This window comes from Trinickia sp. (assembly GCF_051961175.1).
Lineage (GTDB): Bacteria > Pseudomonadota > Gammaproteobacteria > Burkholderiales > Burkholderiaceae > Trinickia.
Genome location: NZ_JBQCDN010000265.1, coordinates 1 through 11,393, shown reverse-complemented (window position 1 = coordinate 11,393; position 11,393 = coordinate 1). Strand labels below are relative to the sequence as shown.

Annotated in this window: 11 protein-coding genes; 6 read left to right on the top strand and 5 right to left on the bottom strand. The window is 62.2% G+C overall.

Annotated elements, in window-relative coordinates; all coding sequences use genetic code 11:
* Nucleotides 1-100: 100 nt before the first annotated feature.
* Nucleotides 101-1,015 carry a PhzF family phenazine biosynthesis protein gene (locus ACTHL0_RS15880; RefSeq protein WP_440567767.1) on the bottom strand — a complete coding sequence of 305 codons (915 nt, stop codon included), beginning with the start codon at nucleotides 1,013-1,015 and terminating at the stop codon, nucleotides 101-103.
* Nucleotides 1,016-1,229: 214 nt separating this feature from the next.
* Here ACTHL0_RS15880 and ACTHL0_RS15875 point away from each other — a divergent pair, with 214 nt between their 5' ends.
* The 6 genes from ACTHL0_RS15875 (at nucleotide 1,230) to ACTHL0_RS15850 (ending at nucleotide 5,234) form a co-directional block, all read left to right on the top strand.
* Complete coding sequence (locus ACTHL0_RS15875) at nucleotides 1,230-1,706, top strand: OsmC family protein (RefSeq protein WP_440567766.1); 477 nt, start codon at nucleotides 1,230-1,232, stop codon at nucleotides 1,704-1,706.
* A gap of 183 nt (nucleotides 1,707-1,889) precedes the next feature.
* Nucleotides 1,890-3,008: an alanine dehydrogenase gene (gene ald / locus ACTHL0_RS15870; RefSeq protein ID WP_440567765.1), complete on the top strand. Its 1,119-nt coding sequence runs from the start codon at nucleotides 1,890-1,892 to the stop codon at nucleotides 3,006-3,008.
* Between the two features lie 79 nt (nucleotides 3,009-3,087).
* Complete coding sequence (locus ACTHL0_RS15865) at nucleotides 3,088-3,282, top strand: oxidoreductase-like domain-containing protein (RefSeq protein WP_440567764.1); 195 nt, start codon at nucleotides 3,088-3,090, stop codon at nucleotides 3,280-3,282.
* 30 nt (nucleotides 3,283-3,312) lie between these two features.
* The gene (locus ACTHL0_RS15860) at nucleotides 3,313-3,693 is read left to right on the top strand and encodes a hypothetical protein (protein WP_440567763.1); all 381 of its coding nucleotides are present in this window, start codon (nucleotides 3,313-3,315) and stop codon (nucleotides 3,691-3,693) included.
* Nucleotides 3,694-3,779: 86 nt separating this feature from the next.
* Complete coding sequence (locus tag ACTHL0_RS15855) at nucleotides 3,780-4,514, top strand: ABC transporter substrate-binding protein (RefSeq protein WP_440567762.1); 735 nt, start codon at nucleotides 3,780-3,782, stop codon at nucleotides 4,512-4,514.
* Nucleotides 4,515-4,661: 147 nt separating this feature from the next.
* Nucleotides 4,662-5,234 (top strand): acyl-CoA thioesterase, encoded by a 573-nt coding sequence (locus tag ACTHL0_RS15850; protein ID WP_440567761.1) that lies wholly within the window; start codon nucleotides 4,662-4,664, stop codon nucleotides 5,232-5,234.
* A gap of 37 nt (nucleotides 5,235-5,271) precedes the next feature.
* Here the strand turns inward: ACTHL0_RS15850 and ACTHL0_RS15845 are convergent, their stop codons facing one another.
* The 4 genes from ACTHL0_RS15845 to ACTHL0_RS15830 form a co-directional block, all read right to left on the bottom strand.
* On the bottom strand, nucleotides 5,272-6,729 hold the full coding sequence (locus tag ACTHL0_RS15845) for an AcvB/VirJ family lysyl-phosphatidylglycerol hydrolase (RefSeq protein WP_440567760.1): 1,458 nt from the start codon (nucleotides 6,727-6,729) through the stop codon (nucleotides 5,272-5,274).
* Nucleotides 6,726-9,323: a bifunctional lysylphosphatidylglycerol flippase/synthetase MprF gene (gene mprF / locus ACTHL0_RS15840; RefSeq protein ID WP_440567759.1), complete on the bottom strand. Its 2,598-nt coding sequence runs from the start codon at nucleotides 9,321-9,323 to the stop codon at nucleotides 6,726-6,728. The genes ACTHL0_RS15845 and mprF overlap by 4 nt, the downstream gene beginning before the upstream one ends.
* Before the next feature lie 279 nt (nucleotides 9,324-9,602).
* The gene (locus ACTHL0_RS15835; RefSeq protein ID WP_440567758.1) at nucleotides 9,603-9,788 is read right to left on the bottom strand and encodes a hypothetical protein; all 186 of its coding nucleotides are present in this window, start codon (nucleotides 9,786-9,788) and stop codon (nucleotides 9,603-9,605) included.
* A 42-nt stretch (nucleotides 9,789-9,830) separates the two neighbouring features.
* On the bottom strand, nucleotides 9,831-11,177 hold the full coding sequence (locus tag ACTHL0_RS15830) for an NYN domain-containing protein (protein WP_440567757.1): 1,347 nt from the start codon (nucleotides 11,175-11,177) through the stop codon (nucleotides 9,831-9,833).
* Nucleotides 11,178-11,393: the final 216 nt, after the last annotated feature.

The window sequence follows — 11,393 nt, the reverse complement described above, 5'->3', positions numbered from 1 at the left end:
CTTTGTGGATGCGTTCACTAGCCGCGGCTCCGGGCGCGCTTGAATGTCTGGTTGATTCAAGCGCGCCCAATCTGGCCCGACGCCGCGGGAGCCGCGTCGGTCAAATCTCCACGCGCCTACTCTCTTTGTCGACGGCAGTGCCTCCCGCCATCACCCGAACAATTCCACCCTCGTCAGTATCGAGCGTCACTTTGATGAGGCTGGGGGACGCTGGCTGCATCAGCCGCCCCTGTTCAACCGCGATCTCCCGGTCCTGGATAGCCATTTTTTCGTAGAGAAAACACGCTAGCGGCCCAGCCGCCGTTCCCGTTGCCGATTCTTCGGGAATGCCGAAGCGCGGCGCAAACATTCGCGCTCCGGCATGACGACCCGGAACCCGGGTCGTCGTCGAAAACAAGTAATAGCCGATCAAATCGAGTTCTTCGCTGATTGCTTCGATCGCTTCATGTTGCGGCTGGACGTCCGCCACTGCACGTTCATCGCGTAAGGCGATCGTCAAAAACCGATTGCCTGTGCTAACGACAGTCGGAACTGCGACATCGAAGATATTGGCCGGGTTGGCGCCGATCGAAGCCGCAATCCTGGTAGCGAGCGCCGAACCGGCCGTGACCGGTTGATAGATCGGCGAGCGCTGTTCCATCAGCACCACATCGTCCTGGATCAGGATGCGTCGACAGCCGTCGATTGTTTCTTTCGAAGACCAACCATCGGCGATTCGCCCAAGCTGCCGCAGCAAGGAAAAAGCTGCGATCGTGGCATGTCCGCAATGCGCGATCTGGCGTGTCGGCGTGAAGAACTCCAGCTTGACCGGTGCGATGTCTGACTTCGATACGAAGGCGGTCTCCGACAGGCCGACTTGCCTCGCAATATGCAGCTTTTGATCGGCGTCGAGCCCATTCGCGTCAATCACGACACCGGCCGGATTTCCGCCGATGCCTTCATCTGTCAATGAAGCCACGATGTTCACGTCGATTTGCATTGATCCTCCGAAAATATTGCTTAGAAGCAGCGTCACCGCTGAGGCGGGCGCCGCCACAACGCTGCGATTCTACCGACCCGGTGATGCAGGTCTATAACAAGACGTCCACTCCCGTCGCAACCTTAGTCGGCGACAATCCGCCGTCTGGAATATTGGTATACCATTTGCTCCTGGATTCGATCCCACGGGACACGGTTCGGCACGAACTATGTTCTATCAGACTCACTGTTCCGAACCTTGAGAGGCATCAATGACACACGGCGAACATCACTACAACGTTGTGGTGGAGTGGACAGGCAATCAAGGAACCGGCACATCCGGGTATCGCGAATACGGACGCGACCACGCCATTCGCGCGAACTCGAAGCCGGAGATTGCGGGCTCGTCAGACCCGGCGTTCCGTGGCGATGCGACGCGCTGGAACCCGGAAGATTTGTTTTTGGCTTCGATTTCCGCCTGCCATCAACTGTGGTACCTGCATCTGTGCGCGGATGCGGGGATTCGGGTTCTTTCGTATCTCGACGAGGCGCACGGGACAATGCGCGAAGGTCCAAACGAAGGGCGCTTTGCCGAAGTCGTGCTGCGCCCTTGCGTCGTCATTCGCGCGGGCGATGACCGGGAGCTGGCCGCAAGGCTGCATCATTCCGCCCATGAAAAATGCTACATCGCAAACTCGGTGAATTTTCCGGTTCGTTGCGAACCGACGATCGAGTGGGCCGAAGCGTGATGCCCGCCCGGGGGGGAATTTCTATCTGTCATCCGGAGGCACCCTTGATAAAAAGGTCCTTAGCTTAGTGCCTCAGCCTACTCGATTACCGGCGCATCGGCGTAGTATGTCGTTCAATCATCCCTCGCCACAAGCCTGGGCTGAACATTCGATCTATCGATTCCTACACGGAGGAGGTGCATCATGTTGGTCGGCGTTCCCAAAGAGATTAAAAACCAGGAATATCGCGTAGGGCTGACCCCTGCGGGCACACGCGAGCTCGTGAGCCGCGGCCACGCAGTCCTCGTGCAAAAGGATGCCGGCGCTGCCATCGGCCTGCCCGATGACGCCTATGCCGCAGCCGGCGCGACGATCTGCGGCGATGCACAAGAAGTCTTCGCGCGCGCCGACATGATCATCAAGGTGAAAGAGCCACAGGCTGTGGAACGCGCGATGTTGCGGCGCGGGCAAATCCTCTACACCTACCTGCACCTCGCCCCGGACCGCGAACAGGCCGCCGATCTCATTGCCTCCGGCGCCGTCTGCGTCGCCTATGAAACGATCACCGGCCCGGGCGGCGGGCTACCGCTGCTCGCACCGATGAGCGAAGTCGCAGGCCGGATGTCGATCCAGGTTGCTGCGGCGCACCTCGAGAAACCGCGCGGCGGTATGGGGCTGCTACTCGGGGGCGTGCCCGGCGTCGCGCCGGGACACGTGGTCATCATCGGCGGCGGGATGGTAGGAACGAACGCGCTGCAAATGGCCGTCGGCATGGGGGCGCGCGTCACGATTCTCGATACGAACGTCGACCGCCTGCGTCAATTGGACCTGATTTACGGCAATCGCATCCTGACGATGTTTTCGAGCGCCCATGCAATAGAGCGATGCGTTGCCAGCGCCGATGTCGTCATCGGCGCGGTGTTGATTCCGGGCGCAACGGCGCCGCGGCTCGTGACGCGCGGCATGATTTCGACGATGAAAAAAGGCGCTGTCGTGGTGGACGTCGCTATCGATCAAGGCGGATGCTTCGAGACATCTCACGCCACCACGCATGCGGAACCCACCTATACCGTCGATGGTGTCATCCACTATTGCGTTGCGAATATGCCCGGCGCCGTGGCGCGGACATCGACGTTCGCCCTCACTAACGCCACGCTCGGTCATGCGATCGCCTTGGCAAGCAAAGGATGGAAGCGCGCGATGACCGACGATCCGCATCTGCGCGCAGGCCTCAACGTTTGCGAGGGACAGGTCACGCATGAAGCGGTGGCCAAAGCGCTCGGGCAACCCTATGTCAATGCGGACGCCGTCCTCGCGGGATGAATGAACGGGCACGAGCGCGGACGGACGGCGCCTTATACTAGACGCTTCAAGTCATAGAAATAGCGATTAAAGCCGCGCCGTGCCCAAAGCTAACCGACAGGATCCGCCCCAAGCGGATCCGCGTCCCACACCGCCCGAACGTCCGACGCAAGACGATTGCTGCCACAGCGGCTGTTCGCCTTGCGTCTTTGAGCTTTACGAAGAAGCATACGAGCGGTACGAAGCGGCGCTTGCCGCGTGGAAAGCGCGTCAAGCGGGACGCAGAGGCAAGTAACGCGCATCGATCAACACCGAGCCTTCGCCCATGCCCTCTACCGTACGCAACTCACTCGACTGGATTCTCGAAGCATTCGAGCGTGATCCCACCTATGTGCGAAAACGAATGTTCAGCGCCGATGCCGCCTATATCGACGGGCGCCTATGTATTACCGCCGGCGAGCGCGACGAACCTTGGAATGGGATGCTCGTTTGTACATCGCAAGACCATCACGCGTCGCTCATCGAAGAGATGCCCGCGTTGCAGCCGCATCCGGTGCTTGGCAAGTGGCTCTATGTTTCGCAAAACGATCCAGCGTTCGAATCGGTTGTTCAGCATGTAGTCGCGCTCGTGTTGGCGCGCGATCCGCGCATAGGCGTTGAGCCGAAACCGAAGCGCAGCCGAAAAGCCGGATTACCTCGAAGGTGACACCCTGATCGAGCGACGCAAGAATCGGACACCCTCGAACCCAACGCCGCGCGATACATCCACGCGGTAAAACCACTCAAGCGCCCATGAAAATCGATCCCGCTGTCGTTTCCGCATTCACGCCCACCGGCAAATTGCGCGCGTCGATCAATCTCGGCAACCCGATCCTCGCGAACAAGCACCCCGAAACCGGCGAGCCGTTCGGCGTGTCGATCGACCTCGCTCGAGCCTTGGCGAAGCGGCTGGACGTCGAATTGGAGCTGGTTGTCTTCGATACGGCAGGTCAGTCGGTCGAAGCAGTGGCCAACGAGCGCGCGGATTTCGGATTTTTCGCGATCGATCCGCTGCGAGGCAAAAAGATCGAATTCACGGCGCCGTACATTCTGATCGAGGGCTTCTATCTCGTACGCGACGATTCGCCGATTCAAACCAACGCGGATGTCGATCGACCGCATCACCGGGTCACCGTCGGCAAAGGCAGCGCATATGATTTGTTTCTCACGCGGGAATTGAAAGCCGCGCAAATCGTCCGCGCGCCGTCGTCGCCCACCGTGGTGCAAACGTTCCTCGAACAACATCTCGAAGTGGCGGCGGGCGTCAAACAACAGCTCGAAGCCGACGCGCAACGAACCCACGGGCTTCGATTGCTCCACGAACGATTCATGGTGATCCAACAAGCCATGGGCACGCCTAAGGCGCGCGGCCTCGCAGCTGCCGAAACGCTCCGCGCGTTTGTCGAAGAAATGAAAGCATCGGGTTTCGTGGCTCAGGCCTTGAGCAGACACGGAATCGTTGGCGCGTCAGTCGCCCCCGCACAATAGGCCCGACCGTTTGCGAACAGCGATGTCGAATGTCCATTTAGATCGTCAGTTGTTCGCCTGTTTCGCATTGAAGCGGATCATGTTCACCTCTATCGCAAGCGCATCCATATCGATAGAGTGTGACGATTCAAAACAATTTGCACTCCTATGAATCTCTGGTTTCGTTTGTTGCTGATGCTGTCGCGCCGGCCTTGGCGCAAGCCTGTCCATCCGTTTGAAACGACCCGCATCCGCATGCGCGTGTGGCCGTTCGATCTCGATCTGAACCGGCACGTCACGAACGGACGATATTTCACGCTCGCCGATATTGGCCGCATGGACTATGTGCTGCGCACCGGCGCTTTTCGGGTCGCCCTTCGCCATCGGGCGGTGCCGATCGTCGGCGATACATGGGGCAAGTTTCGCCGCGAGCTACGATTGTTCGAATCGTTCGAGATTCACACGCGCATGCTGGGCTGGGACGATAAATGGTCCTTCGTCGAACATCGGTTTGTCCGGAAGGAGCGTGTCGTTGGGGTGGTCGTGATGCGGGGGTTGTTTCGGTCATCGGAAGGCACCGTCTCGCCACGGGAGCTCGTGCGGGAGATGGGCATCGACGCGACCCCGCCGCAAATGCCTCAGTGGTTGACGGCGTGGTCGGAAAGCTGCGACGAGATGAGCCGTGGGTTACGCGACGAAGAAGCGCGGCCGATGGAGACCGGCCTTGACGCGGCCCCGTAGGTGGGCGATCGAGCCGCACCGGCAACCAGCCATCGCTTCAGTGCGCCTCGTGCACACTCCCTCGCACGCCCATCCGCTTTTCCCATCCGGACAAGATGCGCTTTTCCAACTCGTCATAGCCGCGGCCGAAATGATGCCCGCCCGCCGTGCGAATGACTTCCTGCGTACCGGACAGCGCGGGACACAGCGTGTCGGTCTCCTCCGCGCCGTAGAAGCATTGCACGAGGCCGGCGGGAAGGCGGTCGACCGCCGGCTTGGCAGGCAACGCCTTATCGCTGGCGGGCATCCCCAACCATCCCGTCACGCGGATCTGAAAATCCGCCGCCGGCGCAAACCCGAGCAATGAAACGATCGCCACCTTGTCGCGCAGTTCCGCAGGCAACCGATCGTAGGCGAACGGCATGACGTCGGCACCGAATGAGTAACCGATCAACGCAAATGAATTCGCATGCCAGCGCGCGCCATAGACGCGCAATACGCGGGCGAGGTCGCGGCTCACCTGCTCGGGCGTCTTCTCGCCCCAAAAGTAGCGCAGGCTATCCCATCCCACGACCGATACGCCGTCCTTGCTCAGTTGCTCGCCGATCGTCTTGTCGAGATCGCGCCATCCGCCGTCGCCCGACATGACGATCGCCAGCATCCCGCGTGGATGCGCCGCGGGCAATTCGATGAGCGGCAAATCGGACACATCTTGCTCGCCCCCAACGTCGGACTGCAAATGCGGCTTGATCAATGCACTGAGTTGATCGGCAGGCGTCGTCGTCGCCGCGAAGATCCGTGGCGCCTTGGCCAACACGGGTGCCATCAAGCGGTCTGCATCTTTGCCGAAATGAAATCCCGGCGTATCGGCGCCTTCTTTCACCGCCGAACGTTGGGCCTCCTGCGCCGCGGCGATCCCGGCTTGAGCCGTCACACCTGTCTCGACGAAGCCGGGCAACGCGCTGCCGCGACTGATCGTCGGATCCGGCGGGCATTGCGCGAAGTCATGATCGAGCTTCGCTTCGGGATCGATGGCGATCGCCCCAGCGATCGTATTCGCAGGCGCTTGCGCCAGCACGTGCAACGCCAGCGTCGCCCCTTGGCCAGTGCCCGCCATGATCGGCGCGAAATACCGGCTCGACTTCAACTGACGTTCGAGTTGATGACTGACGGCTTCCGCATCGCCGTCGAGATGACGACAGGCCGGCCCCGTCGCAGCGAGGTTCGCGGCATAACGGCTGGTGTCGACGCCGACCGTCAATGCCCCTTCCTGGGCCAAGGCATGCGCCGCTTGCGAATCCGCCGCGCGCCAGCCCTTGCCCGCGGAGAACAACACGACGAAGCCACGCATCTCGCCTTGCGGCCATTCGACGGTGACGTCGCCATAGCGTCCGCCCGATACGTGCGAGACGTGCGAGACGCGCGATTCGGCCGCGTGCGCGCCCATGCAGAGCCATGATGCGCCGGCGAGCAACGCCAGCCACTTGAACCTGGTCAATGCTGCGTGCAGTGTCATGAACGGCGTCCCCCCGCCAATATTGAAAGATCGAGCAGCGTCAGCACGGCGCTCGCCCAACCCGATACCGCGAGATAGCGCGGCTCCCAGCGCGGTTGAAACTTGCTCTTGAACGCACGCAAACCTTGGAAGTTATAGAAACGTCCGCCGAATCGCCAAACCAGCGATCCCAGCTGATGAAGCGGCGAGCCGAGCGGCATCGACCGCACGCCCGAGAATGGCGCGACCCCGAGGCTCAAATGGCGATAGCCTTCGCCCTTCAAATGCAACGCGAGCTGCACGAACAAATAGTCCATGACGAGCGGCGAAGCATCCGATACGTGGCGCATCACGCCCACCGTCGCCTCGACGTTCAGGTCCGTCGTCATGAAGGTGGTAAACGCGACCGGCACCCCGTCCTGTCGGACGAGCATGACCGATTGCGCCGCGAGATAAGCCTCGCTGAAGGCCGCCACGGAAAAACTCTTTTCGCGCGCGGAGCGGCTATCGAGCCAACTGTCGGAAATGCCTCTCAACAGATCGAGATGTTCGGGCACAGCGGCCGCATCGATGACTTCCGCCGTACATCCGTCGCGTTCGGCCCGGCGCAGCGAGTAACGCAGGGCGGCGCGCTTCGGTCCGTTCAGATCGAAGCTTTCGAGCGCGATCTGCGCCTCTTCGCCAAGCTTCATCAGCGTCAATCCCGAATCCAGGTAGAGCGGCAACGAATCGGCCCTGACCTGATAGAACGCGGCACGGCCGCCATGCTTGTGCGCGAGCATGACGAAGTTTCGAATCAGCTCGGCCCATTCGCTGCGTGGCCCCACGGGATCATGCAACGCCGCCCAAGTCCGGCCGTGCTTCGCGTACATCAAGAAAGCCTCTCGCGAATCGGAAAACAAAAAACTCTTGTCGCCCATCATCGCCAGCCCGGCATCGCTCCGCTCTTGAGCGCGAATGATCTTCACGGCATCGGTCAAATCTTGCGTGCTCGGATGCACGAAACGCCCCGCGGCCGGACGCAGCAGTTGCCAGATGGCGAAGGCCATCGCGAACAGGCTCGAGGCGAGCATGGCGCGCAGCGATCGCGCAACGGGCTGATGGAACGCGAATTGCCACCACAGCTCGGTTCGGTAAGGCACGTTTCGATACGCGAAGAACATCACCCAAGCCGCGCAGATCAACACGATGGCGACGGAGATCAGCCATCCGGGCGTGAACGGCTCGGCGAACAACGCGGCGCGCCGGCTGAAGGTGCGGCGCGTGGCGAGCAGCAAGACGAGCAACGTGGTGAGCACGCCGGCCTCGACAAACGCCAGCCCCTTGATAACCGATAGCACGAGGCTGACGGCCGTCAACACCACGGTGACCCACCAGGCGGCGTCGAGCCTGCGCAGCAAGCCGCGCGAAACGAACAGCAACAGCACGCCGAGCACACCGCTGACCAATTGCGAGCTCTCGAGCGCCCAGAGCGGCACGAGCTCGCGCAACACCGCAAGACGACGCGCCAATGCCGGCGTCGCACTCGAGACCACGAGCATCGAGCCGACGACAAACGTGATCAGGCACAGGAAGAGCGGCGCCAGGCGGCCGATGCGGGCGACGTGGCCGAGGGGGATGCGCTTGCGCAGCGCCCGTCCCTCATAGCCGATCAGCAAGGCCGCGGACAACACGAGCGGCAAACCGAAATAGACGGCACGGTAGGCGACCAGCCCCGCCAGCAGCGAGGGCGTAGCGATATCGCCGCGCAACGCGAACACCATGACCGATTCGAATACGCCTACGCCACCGGGCGTGTGGCCGACGATGCCGAGCAGCAGCGATGCCGAATAGATGGCCAGAAAGGTCACGAAGCTGGCATGGGCGGTGGGCAAGAAGACCCACAGCGCGGCACCCGCTCCCGCGATGTCCACGATGCCGAAGAGGAGTTGCGAAACCAACCCGGCGCGCGAGGGAATGTCGAGCGTGACGCGCCGCCAGCGGGTTTCGATCCGCTTCGTCGCGGGGCCGCAGCAGACGACGGCCGCACCCAGCGCCGCCAGCACGATCGCGCTGCCAGCCTGCAGGGCGAGCGGCGCGATATGCGTCATGGCCGCGAGCGGCGCCGTATCCCAGAGCGCCCCCAATGCGCTGATCAGCAACATGGCCAGGATGAGCGAGCCGCTGGAGAACAACGTGAGGCGGCCGACTTGCGATGGTGTGACGCCGGCCGCGCCGTAGACACGGCACCGCACCGCGCCGCCCGTCAGGGCGCCGAAGCCGGCGATATTGCCAAGCGCGGAAGCGGCGGTCGCGCCGATCCAAAGCAGAGGCCGGGGTACCTTGGCGTCGACATGGCGCAGCCCGATTTCATCACGCGCCACGAGCGCGGCGAAGCTCAGCGCGGTGGCGGCGAGCGCGGCAGCCCATTTCCCGGGGGCCATATGGAACAGCAGCCGGGTGACCGAGTGGTAATCGATGCTCTGCGAGATCTGCTGCAGCGCCAGCAGCAGGAGAAAGCAGATGCCAAGCGCCAGTGCCGGCGAGACGAGACGCTTGTAATTGACGTGCCGCGCCTTCGCAACAAACGCGGCTACGACATTGGAACTGCGATCTCGATGACTTCCGTCGTGCATTTTCTTTGAATCGATCGTACAAACCGACGACGGGCGAGCCACGGCGACGGCATCCGCATGCCGTTCGTCGAGCCGGTATGGTGGGGACCACACCAACCAATCGATCGATATAGCAACTTATGATGTGTTACAACGCGTTAAGCGCCCATCCGGTTGACTCGCGGCCAGCCAGAAGGCGCGCCACAGCCCGGCGGACGAGGCCGCGGTGCCCGTGGTGTCTAAGGCAGCCCAGCCGCTCATCGGGAGGCCGGACAGGCTGCTCCTGCCCCGTTTAAAGCGTTAAACGAACGGTTTGCCCTCGATTTGCTCATAGACGATCTTCCCGTCGTCGGCCTCGAACTGCTCGACGTAGTTGCGCGCCCCGCACATGGGGCAGCGGAACAGCAGCCCCTGTCCCTCATTCTTGATCGTAATATCCGCCAGCTCCCATTGCGCTTGGCAGCTTTGATTCCTGCACGTAAACACTGTCGTTCTCCTGCTGATTCATCGACCGGTCAGTCGGCCGGTTTATTGGCCACCGTTGTTGTCGACCGCGATCTTACGCGGACGGCTGGCCCGCGGTGCGGATTTTCGTGGGGCCTTTGCGCGCTTGGGTTCGGCAGGGGCATCGGAGGCAGGCGCGCTCGCGTGCGGTTGCGGTTGTGCCTCGGCGGGCCCCGCAGCCTGCGTACCGTTACTGGCAGCGGCAGCGGCATCGCCTGCGTCCGCGCGCGCAGCTTTCCTTGCCGGTGTCTTTCGCGCACGGCGCGGCTTGGGCGGCGCTTGTTCCGCGGTCTCAACCTCGGCGGGCATATCGGGAGGAGCCGAAGGCTCCGCAACCGTCGCGACATGCTCCGTCGTTGCGTCAGACGCCATGTTCGGCGCCGTTTCCCGCATCGCCGTGCCGGGTGCCGCGCTCGCTTGTTCACGCCCCTGCTTACGCGAGCCCTTGCCCTTCTTCCGGCCTTTGCTGCCGGCCGCCTCCGTCGCTGTGCCGTTTTCCTGTGCCGCCGCCTCGATAGGGGCGTGCCGCGTCACCTCAGGCGCGGCCGTCTGGCTCGGCCGATAGACGAACGCGCCGGACTTGTCGTCGCGGCCGACTTCGAGCAAACCGCGTGCTTGCGCCTCGTCGAGCAAATTGCCGAACGCGCGGAAGCCATAGTAGGACTCGCTGAAATCGGGCTTGCGGCGCTTGATCGCGCTCTTGAGCACGGACGCCCAAATCTTGCCGCTCTCGCCGCGTTCGGAGACGAGCGCATCGAACGTTTCGACGGCGATCGCAATGGCTTTCGCTTTGCGCGATTCCATCTCGGCCTTCGGCTGCTTGTCTTCGTCGGCTGCCCGTTTCGCGGCCACACTGGCCTCGCGCGCTTCGCGCTTGGCATTCTCCCGCTGCTGCTCGCGCACGAGATCGTCGTAGAAAATGAACTCGTCGCAATTGGCGACCAATAAATCGGACGTCGAATTCTTCACGCCCACGCCGATCACTTTCTTCGCGTTTTCGCGCAACTTCGAGACGAGCGGAGAGAAATCGGAATCGCCGCTGATGATGACGAACGTATCGACGTGCGACTTCGTGTAGCAAAGATCGAGCGCATCGACGACGAGCCGGATGTCCGCGGAATTCTTGCCCGACTGCCGCACGTGCGGAATCTCGATGAGTTCGAAGCTGGCCTCGTGCATCGACGCTTTGAAGCCCTTATAGCGATCCCAATCGCAATACGCTTTCTTGACGACGATGCTGCCTTTCAGCAGCAACCGTTCGAGCACGGGCTTGATATCGAATTTTTCGAACTTCGCGTCGCGAACACCGAGGGCAACGTTTTCGAAGTCGCAGAACAGCGCCATGCTGACGCTATCTTGGGGGGCAGCCATAATGTTCTCCAGCGATCGGGCGCATGGGTTCTCGAATTTCAAATTGCGCACATGATAGCCGGTTGCGGCCATGGCTTGGCCGCGTTGCCTGTGTTCGCCGCGCCGAACGCGGCGCGGCGAACGTCGCAGCCGGCCCGGCTCCGAGGACACAGGCCGCCAAGCCGGCGGCGCCGCCGGCCCGCGCCATCGCGCGCCCGTCACCGGCCGGGTCGGGGC

Bases quoted from the DNA above. Each gene is read 5' to 3' on its own strand.
- ACTHL0_RS15855 (WP_440567762.1), top strand. From the start codon at position 3,780: ATGAAAATCGATCCCGCTGTCGTTTCCGCATTCACGCCCACCGGCAAA.
- ald (WP_440567765.1), top strand. From the start codon at position 1,890: ATGTTGGTCGGCGTTCCCAAAGAGATTAAAAACCAGGAATATCGCGTA.
- ACTHL0_RS15850 (WP_440567761.1), top strand. From the start codon at position 4,662: ATGAATCTCTGGTTTCGTTTGTTGCTGATGCTGTCGCGCCGGCCTTGG.
- ACTHL0_RS15875 (WP_440567766.1), top strand. From the start codon at position 1,230: ATGACACACGGCGAACATCACTACAACGTTGTGGTGGAGTGGACAGGC.
- ACTHL0_RS15860 (WP_440567763.1), top strand. From the start codon at position 3,313: ATGCCCTCTACCGTACGCAACTCACTCGACTGGATTCTCGAAGCATTC.
- ACTHL0_RS15845 (WP_440567760.1), bottom strand. From the start codon at position 6,729: ATGACACTGCACGCAGCATTGACCAGGTTCAAGTGGCTGGCGTTGCTC.
- mprF (WP_440567759.1), bottom strand. From the start codon at position 9,323: ATGCACGACGGAAGTCATCGAGATCGCAGTTCCAATGTCGTAGCCGCG.
- ACTHL0_RS15830 (WP_440567757.1), bottom strand. From the start codon at position 11,177: ATGGCTGCCCCCCAAGATAGCGTCAGCATGGCGCTGTTCTGCGACTTC.